Raw genomic sequence first — 18,199 nt, 5'->3', positions numbered from 1 at the left:
CCAGGTGGGCATTTGTTTGGGAGAGCCTGCCAATTTCCCGCCCCCGGATACAATCAATTACGCAAACAACACTTCGATTGTCTGCTCATTAGCGGTGGCGGCGAGGTTGATGCTGACTCGGCGCTGTTCGTGGTCGTAATACCAGGCAATAGGCTGGTCGTCTAGATTGATCTCTGCTGGCGTGGTGAGAACTTCGCGCAGTTCGAGATGCAGGCGCTGGCACGTGGGGACAAAGGTTCCTTCCTGTTCTCCCAGGATGACGCGAATTTGCTTTTCATCACACTCGCAGAGAATGGTACGCCGGGCATATTCGCCTTCGATGTAGGCATATCCATCACCTGTATCTTCATAGAGCGCGGCGTTCCCGCTGCCAGATGCGGGATAGAGGATGAGTGTCAGGGGGTCAGCTGGGGCCTGGCCGACGTAGTTCATAGCAGGCCAGAACGGGATGGCGGTGTTGGCCCGGATATAGAGGGCGGGTTGACCAAGGGGGGCGTGCGCGAGGATATGCGCCGGACCCTCGAAGCGCTCGCCGGCCCAGTAGTGGAACCAGGTGCCTGCGGGGAGATAAACATGGCGATACTCGGCGCCAGGGTGCGTGATGGGCGCGACGAGGAGGGCATCGCCACAGAGGAACTGGTCGCTCGCACCATAGGTATCCGTGTCCTCGGGATAGTGCCAGAAGAGGGGGCGCAACAGGGGCGCGCCCGTGTGGTGGCACTCCTCGAAGAGGGTGTAAAGATAGGGCAACAGGCGCTGACGTAACTTGAGCAGGTCACGAATAGTAGAGGTGTAGGGTTCGCCAAAGACCCAGGGCTCCTGGTGACGCGTCTGCTTCTCCGAGTGGTTGCGGCAGAAGGGCTGGAAGATGCCAAACTCCGTCCAGCGTGTCAGCAGTTCCCCGCTCGTGTCACCATAGAAGCCGCCGACATCGGCTCCGGCCCAGCCCACGCCCGAGAGACCCAGGTTCAGCAACTGCGTCAGACTCATCGCCAGGTGTTCCCAGGTCGAGGAGTTATCGCCCGTCCAGATCAGGGCGTGACGCTGCACTCCCGCGTAGCCGGAGCGCGAAATAACAAAGGGTCGTTGCTGGGGTTGCAGGCGTAAGAGTCCTTCGCGCGCGGCCTGCACCATCAAGGAGCCATAGGCATTATGCACCTGTGTGTGTAGCCGCGCCTTCCCGTCGCCTGGGTGAATCACATCTGACGGCATGGTTGAGTTGAGGGGAATAAAGAGCGCAGGCTCGTTCATGTCGGACCAGATACCCATGATACCAGCGTCGAGCAGGCCCTGGTGGAGGTCGCCCCACCACGCACGCGCCTGCGGATTAGTAAAATCGGGGAAGACACAGACGCCCGGCCAGACGGCATTCTGGTAGTCGTCTCCCTGAGGGGTCTTACAGTAGAGATCACGCTCGCGGCCCTCGGTATAGACTTCATAGTTCTCATCGACTTTGACTCCCGCATCCACAATGCAGACGACGTGGAAGCCCATCTCACGCAGTTCAGAGAGCAGGCCCTCGGGATCGGGGAAGCGCGTATTATCCCAGGTGAAGACGCGGTAGCCATCGAGGCAATCAATATCGAGGTAAAGCGTATCGCAGGGAATATCGCGCTCACGGAAGGCGCGCGCCAGGGCGCGTACCTCCTCGGCGGTCTCATAGCTAAAGCGGCTCTGCCCATTGCCCAGAGACCAGAGTGGGGGAAGTGGCGTGCGGCCTGTAAGCTCGGTATAGCGCTCCAGAACGGCCTGAGGCGTGGGTCCACAGAAGACATAGTAGACCAGATCGCCGTTCTCCGCACCAAACCACGAGCGCTGAGGGTCCTCATGCGCCAGGTCAAACTCGACGCGCGCCGGGCTATCCAGGAAGAGTCCCCAGGCCTGTCCATCGGCCATCACCATGGTAAAGGGAATCGAGACATACAGGTTATTTTGCAGGGCAGTATGACCACGCGGTGGATCAATATTCCAGAAGAGCTGGTGCGTCCCTGTTTTCTCCAGTTCGCCTGTGCGCTCGCCACAACCAAAGTAGCGCGCTCCGGGTTGATGCCGCTTATAGACACGCGTGGGTGTGCCAAGGATGGCGAGCGGATTGACCATATCGAGAGATGGTGCCTGCTCGGGGTCAGCCAGCCCATGCCAAGCTCTGGATCATCGGTTGCGAAGGCGCGACCAGCCTGGTCGGTAAAGCCGATGCGCAGAGGATCTAGCGAGAGATGCGCGGTCGCAACAGAAGTAGCGATAGTTACTTCGCCCTCCCCCTCCCTGATCGCCACGGGACCGGGTTCCCAATCCCGAGATACCACAGCCTCGGAGCTATAGCTCGCGGGGCGACCATGCGGGAAGAAGCCCACGCGAAACAGGTCTGGAGCTAGCGCAGTAACTTCGACTATTGCTGAGCCAGCGCGCAAGCACACCTTCGAGGTGGTGGTTTCGAGCATGGACGCGGTCCCCAGGACATGATAGCCCAGAGGAGAGAGAGAGATGAGATGAGCGCTTGTGGTGGCTGGCGTTGCCATCTCCATAAAAGTGTTTTCCTTTCAAAGCACATTGTGGTGGGATGTGCGCTACTGACGTACGCACCTACGCCTCCGGGACAGAGTACTGGCACCCAGCGTAGGCGCGTACGTCAGTAGCGCTCTTTCTACAGCGCGTGACTAGGCGCTGTAGAGTTCGATACCGTTGATAAAGGGATTGTCCGCGCCGCCCTGGGTAAAGGCAATCACGACCTGCCCACTGCTATTAGCTGTGACTGCAAACGACTTCTGTACCGCCGTTTTGTAGCCCGCCGTAGCATAGACATCGAAGGAACTGAGAACCTGGCTGCCATTAACGGCAACATTGAACTTGCGCTGCCCCGCCGCCTGGAAAGAGAGTTCCGCCCAATCGAGCTTGAGCGTATAAGACTTACCAGCCGTGAGGCCACTCAAGGTATAGGTAAAGGAACTATTCCAGCGGCAAGTCTGCCAGACCGCCTGTGGGGCAGCATTGCTCACGCCACTGGTATTGATCGAGGTCGAGGTATCCGAGAACTGATTGCCCTGGTCATAACCGGTATCGGCCACGAAACTGCCCGAGGCCGAACCGCCCGCGTTAATGGCGCTCACCAGCGTTCCCGTGGGAGGCGGGTTGCCCGAGGGTTTCCAGATAGCAATGCCGTTGATGAAGGGGTTGTCCGCACCGCCCTGGGTAAAGGCGATCACGACCTGCCCACTGCTATTGGCCGTGGCACTGAATTGCCTGACGAGCGCCTTCTTGTACCCAACCGTGGCGTAGACATCAAAGCTGCTCAAGACCTGGCTACCATTAATGGCGACATTAAACTTGCGCTGTCCAGCCGCCTGGAAGGAGAGTTCTGCCCAATCCAGTTCCACCGTATACGTGTTCCCAGCAGTTAAACCAGGAATGGTATAGGTGAAGGAGCTATTCCAGCGACAGGTCTGCCAGACCGCCTGCGGCGCGGGGTTACTCACGCCACTGGTGTCGATGGAGGTTGAAGTATCCGAGAACTGGTTCCCCTGGTTAAAGTCAGCGTCGGCCACGTAACTTCCGCTAGCACCACCACCCGCGTTAATCGCCGTCACCAGAGTTGGCGGGGTCGGCGTGGGCGTTGGAGTCGACGGAATTGGCGTGGGCGTTGGAGTCGACGGAATTGGCGTGGGCGTATTAGTAGGCGCCGGGGTTGGCGTATTGGTCGGAACCGGCGTTGGAGTTGGTGTACCGCCGCCTGGATTCCAGATCTCAATGCCGTTGATAAAGGGATTATCCGCACCACCCTGGGTGAAGACGATCACGATCTGTCCGCTGCCATTAGCCGTAGCCGCGTACTGCCTGGCAATCGCCTTCTTGTACCCAGCCGTAGCGTAGACGTCGAAGGCGCTCAAGACCTGGCTACCATTGATGGCTACGTTGAACTTACGCTGGCCAGCCGCCTGGAAGGAGAGTTCTGCCCAGTCCAGCCGGACAGTGTAAGAGGCATTGGGCGTCAAACCAGGAATGGTATAGGTAAAGGAACTGAACCAGCGCACAGTCTGCCAGACCGCCTGCGGCGCGGGACTGGCGACACCACTAGTATCGATAGAGGTTGAGGTATCTGAGAACTGATTACCTTGATTGAAATCAGTATCGGCCACATAGCTGCCACTGGCACCGCCGCCCGCGTTAATCGCCGTCACCAGAGTGCCGGAAGGAGGCGGGATAGGCGTTGGGGTCGGCGTTGGAGTCGACGGAATTGGTGTGGGCGTATTCGTGGGCGCCGGGGTCGGTGTGACATTTGGCGGGGGGAAACCACAGGTCTGCGGCGTCGGACTCCAGCCGGTGTTACCCGTGCCCATAGTTACATTCCACGAACCCGAGCTCTCGCAACTCTCCATACCGCCGATACTCAGGTTGCTAGCCGTGACGTTTGTAGCCGAACCTGTGACGGTATTTACCTTGTTGGAGAAGGCAAACATGGCCCCGTTGATATTCACATTGGACATGGCAACGTTGCTCACAGAGTTGCCACCGTCAAAGGAGATCGCGGCAAAGTTGCTGTTATCGATCTCATCTCCTGAGACCGTGAAGGGGGCATTGATCGCCCCATTGTCGGCCCAGAACATCAGCGCACCAAATTGCTGAATGCCCTGGTCGCCCCAACCCGCGACCTGGTTTATAGTATTGTTAGAAACAGTGGTAGTGCCGCTAAAGTTCACGGTCGGGTTACCAAAGTTTTCGTAATCCAGCATGATGCCACCGCCGCGATACTGTGAGCCAGTGACCACGTTGTTGGTCACGCTATTGCCCACACCACCATAGAGGGCGATACCATTAGCGACATAGTTCGACTGGATCGTGTTGTGATCGAAGCTATCGTTGCTATCACCAGTAGCAGGCACGTTATCCGAGGACGACCACATCGCCAGGCCATCATCGCCCGTACCACGGATAATGGTCTGCGAGACGCTGGAATTGGTAATGTTGCGATGGAAATTAATACCATCGGCAAGCGTGCTATCGATGCGACTACCACTGACTGTCAGGCCACTAAAGGGGCCATCGAACCACATACCAACCTTGGTGTGCTCGATCCAGACATTGGTGATACTAGAATTATTGAGGGAACCGCCCATGCCGTTATCCTGGACACAGTCGACGCGGTTCGAGATCTGGCCCTCAACGGCGAAGTTCGAGAGGTGGACATTGGAGCTGGTACTGCCGTCATAGGCATCGTTACCATAGACGCCAACGCCCGTGCCAGTGCTGCCATTGGGTGGCCCCTCCAGGACCGAGTACCAGGAGCCCGCACCCGCCAGGGTGACATTATTCACCAGGATATGGCTGGTAACCAGGAAGGTCCCCTGGGGAATCCAGACGCCTTTGCCCTGGGACGCGCCAGCATTGACAGCGTTCTGGATGGCAGTCGTGGCGTCCACCGCGCCCGTGGGATCGGCATTATATGGCGCATCGGTAACCGAGATATAGCCCGAAGGCTCGCTCAGCGGAGCCGCCACCTGCTGAAAGTCGGCGACATCGATGGCATACCAGGGAGCAGTATTCTCGGAGTCGACCTGCAGCTTGACATTGGTGCCAGCCGCCATCTGTGGCAAGAGCACATGCACCTCGTCAAACATGTGATGCGGCGTGCCGCCAGGGCTCTTGGACCAAACATTGCCATTACAATTCGAGAAATCGGGAGCACCATACAGCCAGGTATACTTTGAGGTCAATTGCAGATCTTTCGACTGCTTGACACCATTAATATACAGACTGAGCGAGGCATTGATCCCCCCACCACCAGATGCATCAGGGATACTATAGCGCAGATTGATTGAATTGGCCGTGACCGACTGGGGCAGGGTAAACTGCACATACTGCCCCTGAGTTAAACGCACAGCCTGGCGATCCACGGCGTCCGAGGCCAGGCTTCCCAGCGTAAAGTCCGGGCCAAGAATGCTTCCATTCGTGGTAGCGCTATGGGCCTCCATCTCGACATAGGGCAGTGTAGCCCCCGAGCCTCCAGTCACATTTGGCACCGTGCTATTTGCGCTCTTCGTGCTCTGTAAGGTTGAGGCGTACGCCGCGGACGAGAGTATCCCCATGGTGCTGAGGAATAAAACGCAGAGAATAAACGTCCCTATAAACTTCGTGCGCCTTCTTCGCTTTGCATCCTGCATTGCGCGCATTCCTTTCCAGGCTTCTTGCTCACACATGCCATCAGCCTGAGAGACGGCATGGCTGTGTACAACGATGTAACATTCTGTCAACAAACATCCTGATTCTGTGTTGCGCTTGACAAGAGTCATTGTCAAGCGTACAGGTAAAGAGCACACCAGTGTTGACGCCTGCTTCTGAGTGGTTTACGCCTCCTTTCAATGACTAACTGAACCCCTTCAAGAGGAATATCTCCCCTCCATAGGTGCCCGGTTTACCGCGCACAAGGCGATTTATCGCACGAATATACTGCGTGATTATCCACGCCGCCTGGCTCCTACGACACCCTACATTCAATGAGAAAGAACACATCTCCATGTAAACATGCCGGCTATTCAATATTTATGCGATAAATCGCCTTGTGCGCGATAAATCGAGTACCTATGTAAGACCTACGATGCGCGATAAACCAAGCGTCGTCTATGTAAGATCTACAGCTAGCTACCCCTTCAGGCCGGTCAGGTTGATGCCGCGAATGATTTGTCGCTGGAACACCAGGAACAGGATAATTGGCGGGACGCTTGCGAGCGCCAGGCCAGCCATCAGATAGGTAAAAGGCAGGGGTAAATTAGAGTTGATCCCCGATTGGCGAAAGATGGCCACACTTAACGGCTGTAGATTACTATCGGTCAGCACGAGTAGAGGCCAGAGGAAATCCTTCCATGAGGCCACCACGGTAAAGATTGTCACCACGGCCAGGGCTGGGCGCGAGAGCGGGAGCATAATGCGTGTAAAGAGTTGCCAGGCATTGGCACCATCCAGGCGCGCGGCGTCCGTCAACTCGGCGGGAATGCTATCAAAGAAGCTCTTGAGCACCAGGATATTGAAGGCACTGGCCGCAGAGGGGAGCCAGACTCCGGCCCAGTTGTTGATCAGCGAGATATGCAGCAAGGGAAGGTCGCTGATGTTGACGAACTGCGGGATCAGGTAGGCCACCGGGGGAACCATCAGTGTGCAGAAGAAGCTAAACTGGATAATGCCCTTACCTGCCGGATTCAGCTTGGAGAGCGAGTAAGCGGCTGTTGCCGATACCACGAGCTGCAATATTACGGCTCCCACCGCCAGGGCAAGGGTATTGCCAAAATAGAGGGGGAAGCTCAGCACGTCCCAGGCATTGCTATAGTTGTCCCACAGGGGATGCGCGGGCCAGAGCGTAGGCGGGGTCTGAAAAATCTCAATGCTCGACTTGAGCGCCCCAGTATACATCCAGTAGATCGGACCCAGCGTAATCACCGTCGTGCCCAGGAGCAGCACAAAAATCAGCCAGTAGAGCGCGCGTCCAGTCGGGCGCCTCAAGGAAAGCGGCGAGACCAGCGTACGCTCGCTCATCTCTTCGCTGGAGCGTTCCCGGCGAAACCAGCTCTTTTTCGCCGGAGCAGGCGTCAATGATGGATTCTGGATAGGCAGGGCCATGGCTTAATCTCCTTGCATCAAACGATTGGTCATCCGCATATAGATCACTGCGAAGATGGCCAGTACCAGGAAGAGGAGCACCCCTAGCGCACTTGCGCTACCAAAGTCGGCGTCCTGGAAAGCATAGTTATAGATTAAGAGGAGCACACTCACCGTCGCGTGCTGCGGGCCACCACCCGTGATTGTAAATGGCTCAGTAAAGACCTGCATCGTACCAATGACCTGCAAGACTAGCATGAGAAGCATAATAGGGCGAATGGCGGGCAGCGTCACATGCCAGAGTCGGCGCCAGATGCTCGCGCCATCGATCTCAGACGCCTCGTAGAGCGTGGCTGAGACTCCCTGAAGCGCCGCCAGGTAGATGAGCATGGTGGAACCAGCATTACTCCAGGTCGCGATCACCATCAAGGCCGGGAGTGCGCTTCCTGGCGTCTCCAGCCAGAGACCACCGGGAAGATGCACCAGGCTGAGCAAAGCATTCAAGAGGCCAGAATCGGGATTATAAATCCAGCGCCAGAGAAAGACCGTTACAATTGGCGGCAGCATCACCGGCAGGTAGAAGGCCAGGCGGAAAAAGCCCTTACCATGGCGCATCTCGTTAATCAGCAGCGCCAGCACGATGGGAATCACATAGCCGAAGAGTAGCGCGTAGAACGTAAAGGCGACAGTATTGCGCCAGGCCACGGCAAAGAGTGGATCAGTGAGCACATGGTGATAGTTCGCCCATCCTACCCAGGCAGGGGGATTGATCATATCGATGCTCTGAAAACTGATCGCGAACCCTAGCACGATGGGATACCAGACAAAGAACGCGAAGACCAGTAGCGCGGGCAGCAGAAAAAGATAGCCGCTGAGATTACGCCGAAAGACTAGCAGTAACTTCCGTCCCACCTGTCGCTCCTGCCCAGAAGCGGGGGCACGTTTGGGTGTCAGCATATTGCGCGGTGGCAATGCAGGCTTACGGAGAGATAAGGGAGACGGCGAAGACGATGGCAGCCCCATAACATAGCTCCTTCCGGGATTTTAGCGACCAGGCGGGAGGAAAAACGCCTCACCCTGCGAAGGGCAGAGACGCTCTCCTCTCGCCTATCAAACTAGGAGGCAGACTGGTCGAGAACCTGCTGGAACTGCTGTGCAGCCTGGTCGAGCAGTTTCTGTGGGTCAGCACTCGCGTTCGTCAGCACAGCCTGTACCACCGGGTCGAGCGCGGCGTACATTTTCTGTGTCTCTTTGCGTGGCTCCGGACGCAGTGTGGCAGTCGATTTGTTGAAAGACTGGTAGTTCTGCAAGGGCGCATTGGCATATTTAGTCGTAAGCTCGTTCACCTTCTGTTGGAATTCGCCGGTAAAGAGCACGTTAGCAGGACCACCCACGACCTGTCCAGAGGCCGACTGGGTCGCCAGATTGCTCTCCATCACACTCAGGTCGAAATTGTTGTAGATGACGTAGTCGAAGCCAGCCTTAATCTTCTCCTTCGACGACTTGGGATTGAAGATAAAGATGTTGCCTCCGGTCAGGGCCGCATTACCACCGTTCTGTGGCATGGGGCCAATACCGAAGTCATCCAGGTTCGCCTGGTACTGCGACTTCAGAGTATTGAGCTGGTCGGGCGCCATCACAACCATCGCTACCTTGTTTGTAGCCAGCAGTTGGAGCGTATCGGCCTGGGTAAAGAGCTGCTGCTTCGTCAAGGACTGATCAGTAAAGCGCATGTCCTTGAGCATTTGCAGTACACTTACACCCTTGTCACTGTTGAAAGTGGCCTTCGTCCCATCAGCAGACTGCATGTCCCCGCCCGCGGTATACATCCAGTTGGTAAAGTGCCAGCCGCCCTGGTTGCTCGTGCTCGTCTCGGCATAGCCCGCCACGGATGAACTCTTCAACTGCTTGGCGTAGCCACGAAACTCCTCCCAGGTCGTGGGAGGCTTATCAGGATCGAGCCCAGCGGCTTTAAACATCTTGCGGTTATAGTAAATACCTAGAGCATACCCACTGACGGGCACGCCATAGATCTTGCCCGTGGCAGCATCAGTGGCAATAGACGCGATGCCTGGATTATAGCTGCTCCAGTACTGCCAGCCCTTCGCCAGGCTAGTAATATCCGCCACAGCGTGCTTGCTAATCAAGAGCGGCGGCTCAGTAAACCAGCTCTCCTTAACATCTTCCGACTGCCCAGCGGCCAGGCGCGCAAAGTAGGTGGTAGGATCGTAGGGATCGTTCTTGCCAACGATCTTCTCACCCGGGTGGGTCTGCTCAAATTGCTTGACGCCCTGGTTAAATACGTAGATAGCGCCCTTATTGGCGGTAGGGGGTAAGGTGTCGATGGTCGCCGTCACCGTCGAGTCCGCGCTTGAGGTTGTCGTTCCACAAGAAGCCAGGAACTCCAGGCCAAGAGCTCCCGCACCAACGGCGGCAGAACCCTGCAAGAAACTCCTGCGATTGAGAGAGGAGCGGAAGTTGAGCTTCGTGCCCATGAAGAGACCTCCTTAAAAAGAGCATGTCATGCCTACGTCATGTTGTAAGCATGTATTGAAGAATGCTTCAGCATGACCATAGACAAAATGAATAAGAGAAACAGTTACTGCTTAGATTGAGAGAGCCTTGAGAGAGCCAGTGGTAGTCGCAACTAGAGGTGAGAGTGAGCGAAGAACCACCTGTGAGTTGCATGTAGCGTGCAGGAAGCCTGGTAGCCCGAAGGGAGCCTGGTCCCTTTGAAGTGGCGCGGAGATAGTAGTAGCCTCATAGCTTTTTGAACCTCCTCGATGGTAGTATGTTCGTCCACCGTTGACGAAAAATAAGCAACCCACCAGGTAAGTGTTCTATGATCTTATTCCGAAACCCAACGTCACTCTCGTGACGAGCGCTCCGCGCTCAGGATTTCGGATAAGTAGTAAGGTAAATCAAGGGTAACGTTTACCTTTTGTTTCCTTGAAAGAAAAGGTAACATAGAAAATCTCCAATGTCAATGGTAGAAGTAAAGGAAAATTTTATCCTCCAATTCTCCATTATCCAATTGACACCGATTGACAATGCAGAAAAAAACAGGTACTATTAGCGCAACAAATTAAGGTTATCGTTTACCTAAATCGACGGGAAGGCATGTGTAATGGAGCAGCGACAGATTAAACGTTCAACCATGGCGCAAATCGCAAAGGAGGCGGGAGTCTCGACGACCACAGTTTCTAAAGTGCTCAACCAGCTTCCCGGCGTAGGCGCGCAGACCCGAGCACGTATACAGCAGCTCATCGAACAACACGACTATATTCAGAATCACGCGGCTCGCCATCTTCGCAAGGGGCAGAGTGGACTGATCGACCTGGTAATTATGCGCCTGGAAGGCGGCTATGACCTTGGCATCATGCATGGTGTGCAGGATGTGCTGGAGGAGAGTGGGCATAGGCTTGTGATCTTCGCAACCCATGAGAACGAAGATACCGAGCTTTTATGGTTGCGACGCCTGCTTGACCGCTCCACTGATGGCGTCTTATTGCTCCTGCCCTACGAACGCCTCGGCATCGCTAACGCGCTGATGGAGCAGGGTATTCCCTTTGTCTCCATTGGGGATCGCAACGAGCCTACCACGGCCTTCCCCACCATCGGGTCCACGATCTGGCTGGGAGGCTATACCGCGACCGAATATCTTATTTCTCTGGGTCATAGTCGCATCGGTATCATTACGGGTCCGCTCCATCTCACCACCTCGCGCGCACGCCTGGCCGGGTACCGCGAAGCACTTGAGCGCGCGGGCATCCCGATTGATCCTGGCCTGATCTGCGAGGGCAACTATATGCTGGGCGACGGCTTACAGCAGACATATGCCCTGCTCGATCAGCCAGAGCCGCCCACGGCGATCTTCGCGGGGAATGACGCACAGGCCGCAGGAGTCTACCAGGCCCTCTACCAGCGCAATATTCACATCCCCGATGCCATGAGTGTAATCGGTTTCGACGATGTGACGTATAGCGCCCAGATGTCTCCGCCCCTGACAACCATTCGCCAGCCACTGGCCGAGATGGGTAAGATGGCAGCCACTATGCTGCTACGCCTCATCGCCGGGCAGCAGCTTGAATCCAACCATGTCGAACTTTCAACCTCGCTCGTTGTCAGAGCGTCCTGCGCGCCCCCGCGCCCAGGGCCGCTCACGGAAAGGTAACACTGGTCAAAAGATAGCAAGGAGGCTATTTTGATGAGCACTGCAATCACGCGCCTGGCGCGAGTTTCTGGCCTTGTCGCCTCATTTATGGCGCTCCTCGTCGTACTAAGCGCCTGCTTCGAGGCCAGCAACGTAGTCAGCGCGCCACCAGTCTGGAAAAGCCAGCGTACCCAGATCTTCTCTATTGACTATATGAACAACTGGAATATCTCAACCAAGGATCTCTACCTTGGGGCCAGCTCTCCCCAACTCGAAATGCTCCAGGGGACGCTCTTCACGCGCGTTGAGGACCCAGCAGCCTCACTCCACGTCTTGTATGCCGCACGCTCAAACAATACCGTATCCTCACGCGATCTCATGCTTAAATTCTTTCTTGGCTCTTCACAACACCCCCTGCAAGCCTCCAGCCTGAGCACCATCACCCTCAATGGCGAACGCTGGTACCAGGGGTTCATAGAGAAGCAGGTCAAGCAGAGCGACGGCTCAACCCTCGCGGTCAAAGAAACGGTACTCGGCATCGATTACACTATCAGCCCCAACAAAACAGAACTCTATTTCATCATCTACCAGGACGCTACCAGCAGCTACGCAAAAACGTCCCACGACTACTTCGAGCGCATGGTAAAGTCCTTTCGCTTCTCGTCCTAACCCAGAGGCGCCACGTTGACAGGCACCAATTCCCATTACCCACCTGTGCAGGAGGGCAAGGAAGTGCTTCTTTACCGTAATTACTCACCAAATGAGCATAATCGGCACGCCGTGAACGTGGCGTCTATGCCGGGAAAATGTGGCTTTTTTAAGCAGTGACGTTTACCTCTTGCTTCATTCCCGCCTCGTAATGACCTGCCATGTAACAGGCAAACTCGGGATGTGAGCCTCGCGTCGATGCGGGAAAGATGCGCCATGCTCCGCGTGCTCTCCATGGCTATGCATACGCATGGGGTGCCTGATATTAAGGTACACCAGCACACCAACAACCAGCAGCGCCAGTATGTTGAGTACAAAAGTATAGTCGAAGGAGAACATCGTGACCTGTTGCAGGAAGTGGGGATTGGCCGTGGGGATAAAATGCACTGCTGGGAAGAGGCGGTCCAGGCCTGAGAAGAGTGCATCTATTAGGATCGCCGTCACCACCATAGTTGTGAAGAGCACGCCTGTGATATAGGCCGCCAGTCGCCAACCGTAATACTTGCGGTAGATGTCGATAATGGGCAAAACAATCAGGTCGGCATAGAGGAAGGCAATTGCGCCACCAAAGGTGATGCCGCCTGCAAAGAGGATCGCCGCTAGAGGGACATTGCCAATGGAGCAGACAAAGGAGATGACCGCAATCAGCGGACCAACTACAGCGTTCTCGACTACCTGGAGTGGCGCGGGTACACCTCGAATGTCGTCATGATCATGCTCCTGCACCTTCTCCGTCTCCTCCTGCGTCCGCCCCTCCTCTACCAGCTTACTTGGATAGGTCACCTTCACCAGCAGAGCCATCAAGGCTATAAGAATAACGCCCCCCAGCCACTCGGCCAGGGCGAACTGCCAACCCATCAACTGCCAGAGGACCAGGCCCAGTTCCAGCACCAGGTTAGTAGAGGCAAACATAAACGCCAGGGCCGGGATCAGGTGCGCACCACGTTTAAACATGCTTTTGGCGGCGGCAATGGCGGCATACGAACAGGATGAACTCGCGGCGCCAAAGCCTGCCGCCATCGCGATCTCTCTCATGCCCGCGCGCCCCAAGACCTTACTCATGCCTGCACGACTCACATAGGCCTGGATCATGCCCGAGACCAGGAAACCCAACACCAGGCTCCATAAGACCTGCCAGGCCATTCCCACGGCGGTCAGCAACGCCTGGCCAATTACTGTCAGCAATGACATATCTCTCCCCCACTTTCACCATACAATCAACGTTGTAGGGTCCTTGCTGGCATGGACTGAAGGCCGATATCCTCACACAAGGTCAGTCGCTTCGCTCGCAGTCCATGCCAGCAAGGACCCTACTTTAGTGGTAAGGCTTTGCCACGATTAGCAAATGACTGCTTCTGGACGGGATAGCCCGCCTCGAACAGCTTCGCCTCAGCCTCCGCCAACGATAAGGTTTCAGCGTCGTAGGCCAGGCGCACCGTCTTTGTTGGCAGATCAACGTTCAAGCTCTCTACGCCAGCTAGATCGCTCAAGGTCTTTGTGATGGTCTGCACACAGTGATTACAGCTCATCGCCGGTATAGATAAGGTTGTCTCTTTCGCTATCGCCATAGATCACACCCTCTTTTCTTGCTAAAAGTTATTTACACCCTTACCCCGTGGGGAGGGGTGTACAATATGCAAAGTATATGCCCTCGTGGAAACATATGTCAAGAAAATATGGAATGATTCTTCATCATATGACGTATTCTCCTGTAGAGAAATAAGTCACAGTAGTGTGCTTCTACTATATTCTCTTGCAGATAGCGTATGGCTTGCAAGAAAGAAAGATTTTGAGGGAAACGATGATAAAATCTACTTTTACCAGAGTTTATCTCCTTGCTGGCCTCATCGTTTTGTTGCTTAACGGGTGCGAAGGAATATGGCAGGCAGGAGAGGCAACAGGCCCAAATGTTTTGCATATCGTCCGCACTAACCCATTACCAATACCAGATCATCATTTAGCGCCTCTCAACATGGTTATCCACGATGCGACACAAATACAAAGTCTTTACGATGCTGCTCATACTCTGAAAAAGATTCCGTCAGGCGCGATATTTCACTGTCCTATTGATTTTGGTTTAGCATATCATTTAGATTTTTTGCGCGCCAATACATTGATCCAGCATATGGATCTCAATGCGATGGGGTGCCAGTTTCTGACAATCGCGCCTCACGATACACGTTATACAACGCCTTCATTCCGAGCGCTACTCGCTAAGATACTCAATCTTCCGTCGCTTCTCCCACCAGATAAATCTTAATGGTTTGACTTTGCAATGTCGTACAAATCTCCAGTTTTCTGAGATCTAAGAGAGAGAAAGAGGAAGATTCTGATCTACTTGGCCGAGAGGGAGACCCAGGCGGCCTCGGCCAGGGGTTCACGGGCCTCCTGCATTTCGCTGGCGACGCGCTCCCTGAGCCAGCGGCGCGTGAAATCACGGCTGGGGCCGATGACGAGCGGGAAGTAAACCTGCTGAGGGAGGCGCTTGATCGCGCCCGCTTCGACAAAGGGAGCAAGCCATTGGAAGAATTGCGTGGGAAAGTTCTCCTCTGGCAGGACGGTTTTGGTTTTCTGACGTAGCACCTTGACGTAGGCACCCAGGTATTCGGTATCGCCCGCCTGCATGACATATTGCCCTAAATCGGGATGCTGCTCATACCATTGCAGGTAAGCATAGACCAGACCAGTGATACCTTCACGGGGATCACTGGTAGCAAGAGCGGTAAAAAAGACATTGTAGAGGGCCGTGCGTCCTTCGAGGTAGAGCGCACGCGCCAACATCTCTTTGTTCTCAAAGTGATGGTAGATGCTCCCAGTGCTGGCTCCCGAGCGCTGGCGAATATCCTCCATCGTGGTCTCAGTAAAACCCTTCGTCAGGAAGAGCGGGAGCGCGGCATCAAGAATACTTTGCCGCCTGGACCCGGTCGTCACGCCACGCTCTAAACTATCCATCACACAAAATCTCCTTTTCTCTAATCTATCTGTGAGCACAATTATATCACCCCCCTTGACTAGAATGATATTCTAGCACTAGAATGATATTCTAGTCAAGGCAATATACAAGGTTATCAATGATAGGCGTTGTCAGCGACAACCCTTCTAGAAAGCGAAAGGCATGGTGGCGCAAAGTATTGCAAGGCAGGAGGAGAAGCGGGTTCCACGTAGAAACAGGCCCGTTTCGCCACGCTATAAATGGATTGCGTTGACAAACACGACCCTGGGTGTGCTCATGGCGACAATCGACTCAAGTATTGTCCTGATCTCGCTCCCGGTCATCTTCAAAGGCATTCATATTGATCCCCTGGCACCTGGGGAGACCGGCTACTTCCTCTGGATGCTGATGGGCTATATGGTCGTGACAGCCACGCTCCTGGTCACATTCGGACGCATCTCTGATATGTTTGGGCGCGTCAGGTTCTATAACCTGGGTTTTCTTATCTTTACGATTGGCAGCATCTTGCTCTGGCTGACTCCAGGTACGGGGAATGCCGGGGCATTGGAACTGATTCTCTTTCGCTTCGTGCAGGGCATTGGCGGGGGCTTCCTGCTCTCTAATAGCGCGGCGATCATTACCGACGCCTTTCCCGAGCACCAGCGCGGCTTTGCCCTGGGCATCAACCAGATTGCCGCCATTCTCGGCTCGGTCATCGGGCTGATTCTGGGCGGTATCCTGTCCTACTTTGACTGGCGTCTAGTCTTCCTGGTAAGCGTGCCTGTAGGTATCGTGGGTACGATCTGGGCCTATACCATGCTCCGCGAGACCGCGACGCCCCGCAAACGCCAGCGCATCGACTGGCTGGGAAATATCACTTTTGCGGTTGGGGCGACGGTCCTCTTAATCGGTATTACCTATGGCATCGAGCCCTACGGTGACTCGCCAACGGGCTGGGGCAATCCCCTGGTGCTGGGCGCGCTCGTCCTGGGCGTGCTCCTGCTCGCGGCCTTTGTCTGGATCGAGTTGCGTGTCCCCGATCCTATGTTCCGCCTGGACCTCTTTAAAATTCGCATGTTCGCGGCGGGAAACGCGAGCAGCTTCCTGGCCAGTATCGCGCGTGGCGGCCTGCAATTCATGCTTATCATCTGGCTGCAAGGTATCTGGCTGCCGCTGCATGGCTACGACTACGAGGTTGCGCCCCTGTGGGCTGGCATCTATATGATCCCGCTGATGATCGGCTTTCTCTTGATGGGGCCGTTAAGCGGCTGGCTCTCGGATCGATTTGGCGCACGCCCCTTCTCTACATTGGGCATGCTCATTCAAGCCCTGGGCTTCTTCCTACTGACCATTCTACCGCTGAACTTTGACTACATCTGGTTCGCCCTGATCCTGTTTATGCTGGGCATCGGGCAGGGAATGTTCTCTTCGCCCAATACGTCGTCCATCATGGGCAGCGTACCACGCGAGCAGCGCGGAGTCGCCTCTGGCATGCGCTCGACCTTCCAGAACTCAGGCTCGATTGTGAGCATCGGCATCTTCTTCAGCCTGATTATACTGGGCCTGGCCTCCTCCCTGCCGACGACGCTACTACGCGGCCTGACAGCGGCGGGCGTTCCCGCGAGCGTGGCGGACCGAATCGCGCACCTGCCGCCAACCTCGGCGCTCTTCGCGGCCTTTCTGGGCTATAATCCCATGGCTCAACTGGTGCCGGGCAAGGTACTCAACGCCCTGCCTGCTGCCGATAAGGCCAACCTGCTGGGCCATTCCTTCTTCCCCAACCTGATTTCATCGCCCTTTGCGGTCGGCCTGCACAGCGTCTTCTACCTCTCGGCCGCCATGTGCCTGGTTGCGGCCCTCGCCTCCGTGCTGCGCGGCAAGCAACAGCTCGCTCGCCCGGTCGAAGTAAGCCAGGAAGAGGCAGAAGCCAAGATTCACGCCACGACGGACGCCGATTAAAGTGCTCCCGACCGACGCTGCTAAAGTACGCGTCTACATATCAGATAGGGGACATATCGCACTTGATATGTAGGCGCGTGCTTTAGCAGCACGACCACTACAAAATAGAAGGAGAAAAAACATGACAAACGTAATGCTAAAAGATGAAAAAACCGCGCTCTTGATCATGGACTACCAGAACGACATCCTGGCCAACATGGACGAGAGGAAGGCCTCCCTCCTTGACCGGGCGACTGGCGTGCTGCAAGCGGCACGCGAGGCCCATCTACCAATCATCCACGTGGTTGTCCGCTTCCGCGAGGGCTATCCAGAGGCCAGCCCACGCAATCGCGGATTCTCGGCTATCCGCCAGACGGGCCGCCTGCTCGAAGGCACTCCTGGCGCGGAGATTCATGAGCGAGTTGCGCCCCTCTCCGGCGAGAGCGTCGTCACCAAGCGGCGGGTAGGCGCGTTTAGCACTACAGACCTCGAAGTTATCCTGCGCTCGCAGGGCATCACACGCCTGGTCTTGCTGGGTGTCGCCACAAGCGGCGTCGTTCTCTCAACCGTGCGCTGGGCCGCCGACATGGACTATGAGCTGGTCGTCGTTGAAGACTGCTGCGCCGATGGCGACGAAGAGGTCCATCGCGTCCTGACCCAGAAGGTATTTCCTCGCCAAGCCAGCGTCATCTCCTCCCAGGAGGCAATCGAAGCACTGAAGTAGGGTCCATGCTGGCATGGACTTAAAACCTCGCCCCCGTGAGATGCAATCCATAAGGCAGACATCTCACAGGGGTGCATTAGAGTTCATGCCAGCATGGATCCTACAAGTGACGCCGTCAGGCCACAATTCCCATATACTTTTCCCCATTAGCTCATGTATA

Annotated in this window: 13 protein-coding genes; 5 read left to right on the top strand and 8 right to left on the bottom strand. The window is 55.7% G+C overall.

The genetic code is table 11. The annotated features are described in order from the left end of the window. Positions 1–57 precede the first annotated feature (57 nt). From JMJ16_RS33895 to JMJ16_RS33875, 5 genes are all read right to left on the bottom strand, one after another. Positions 58–2,100, bottom strand: coding sequence for a TIM-barrel domain-containing protein (locus JMJ16_RS33895; RefSeq protein ID WP_201388790.1), 2,043 nt, complete (start codon positions 2,098–2,100; stop codon positions 58–60). 557 nt (positions 2,101–2,657) lie between these two features. Beyond that, complete coding sequence (locus tag JMJ16_RS33890; RefSeq protein WP_201388788.1) at positions 2,658–6,155, bottom strand: malectin domain-containing carbohydrate-binding protein; 3,498 nt, start codon at positions 6,153–6,155, stop codon at positions 2,658–2,660. A gap of 478 nt (positions 6,156–6,633) precedes the next feature. Beyond that, complete coding sequence (locus JMJ16_RS33885) at positions 6,634–7,605, bottom strand: carbohydrate ABC transporter permease (protein WP_201388786.1); 972 nt, start codon at positions 7,603–7,605, stop codon at positions 6,634–6,636. Between the two features lie 3 nt (positions 7,606–7,608). Further along, positions 7,609–8,607 (bottom strand): carbohydrate ABC transporter permease, encoded by a 999-nt coding sequence (locus JMJ16_RS33880; RefSeq protein ID WP_201388785.1) that lies wholly within the window; start codon positions 8,605–8,607, stop codon positions 7,609–7,611. A gap of 92 nt (positions 8,608–8,699) precedes the next feature. Then, the gene (locus tag JMJ16_RS33875) at positions 8,700–10,079 is read right to left on the bottom strand and encodes a substrate-binding domain-containing protein (protein ID WP_201388783.1); all 1,380 of its coding nucleotides are present in this window, start codon (positions 10,077–10,079) and stop codon (positions 8,700–8,702) included. A 632-nt stretch (positions 10,080–10,711) separates the two neighbouring features. Here JMJ16_RS33875 and JMJ16_RS33870 point away from each other — a divergent pair. Together JMJ16_RS33870 and JMJ16_RS33865 are read left to right on the top strand one after the other, a co-directional pair. Then, the gene (locus tag JMJ16_RS33870) at positions 10,712–11,758 is read left to right on the top strand and encodes a LacI family DNA-binding transcriptional regulator (protein ID WP_201388781.1); all 1,047 of its coding nucleotides are present in this window, start codon (positions 10,712–10,714) and stop codon (positions 11,756–11,758) included. 33 nt (positions 11,759–11,791) lie between these two features. After that, positions 11,792–12,406 carry a hypothetical protein gene (locus JMJ16_RS33865; protein ID WP_201388779.1) on the top strand — a complete coding sequence of 205 codons (615 nt, stop codon included), beginning with the start codon at positions 11,792–11,794 and terminating at the stop codon, positions 12,404–12,406. Between the two features lie 174 nt (positions 12,407–12,580). Here JMJ16_RS33865 and JMJ16_RS33860 read toward each other — a convergent pair whose 3' ends face one another. Both JMJ16_RS33860 and JMJ16_RS33855 read right to left on the bottom strand, forming a co-directional pair. Next, complete coding sequence (locus JMJ16_RS33860; RefSeq protein ID WP_201388777.1) at positions 12,581–13,636, bottom strand: permease; 1,056 nt, start codon at positions 13,634–13,636, stop codon at positions 12,581–12,583. Positions 13,637–13,755: 119 nt separating this feature from the next. Continuing rightward, a complete protein-coding gene (locus tag JMJ16_RS33855) occupies positions 13,756–14,013 on the bottom strand; it encodes a heavy-metal-associated domain-containing protein (protein WP_201388775.1) in 258 nt (85 codons plus the stop codon). A 233-nt stretch (positions 14,014–14,246) separates the two neighbouring features. Here JMJ16_RS33855 and JMJ16_RS33850 point away from each other — a divergent pair, with 233 nt between their 5' ends. After that, positions 14,247–14,705 (top strand): hypothetical protein, encoded by a 459-nt coding sequence (locus tag JMJ16_RS33850; RefSeq protein WP_201388773.1) that lies wholly within the window; start codon positions 14,247–14,249, stop codon positions 14,703–14,705. A 74-nt stretch (positions 14,706–14,779) separates the two neighbouring features. Here the strand turns inward: JMJ16_RS33850 and JMJ16_RS33845 are convergent, their stop codons facing one another. After that, the gene (locus JMJ16_RS33845; RefSeq protein ID WP_236601855.1) at positions 14,780–15,397 is read right to left on the bottom strand and encodes a TetR/AcrR family transcriptional regulator; all 618 of its coding nucleotides are present in this window, start codon (positions 15,395–15,397) and stop codon (positions 14,780–14,782) included. Between the two features lie 163 nt (positions 15,398–15,560). Between JMJ16_RS33845 and JMJ16_RS33840 the strand changes: the two genes are divergently transcribed. Next, entirely contained in the window at positions 15,561–17,336 is a 1,776-nt protein-coding gene (locus tag JMJ16_RS33840; RefSeq protein ID WP_201388769.1) for an MFS transporter, read from the top strand. 121 nt (positions 17,337–17,457) lie between these two features. Further along, positions 17,458–18,039: a cysteine hydrolase family protein gene (locus tag JMJ16_RS33835; RefSeq protein WP_201388767.1), complete on the top strand. Its 582-nt coding sequence runs from the start codon at positions 17,458–17,460 to the stop codon at positions 18,037–18,039. Positions 18,040–18,199 lie beyond the last annotated feature (160 nt).

This window comes from Ktedonobacter sp. SOSP1-52 (assembly GCF_016587395.1).
Note: the sequence above shows the minus strand (reverse complement) of the source record. Positions and strands in the feature narration are given on the sequence as shown.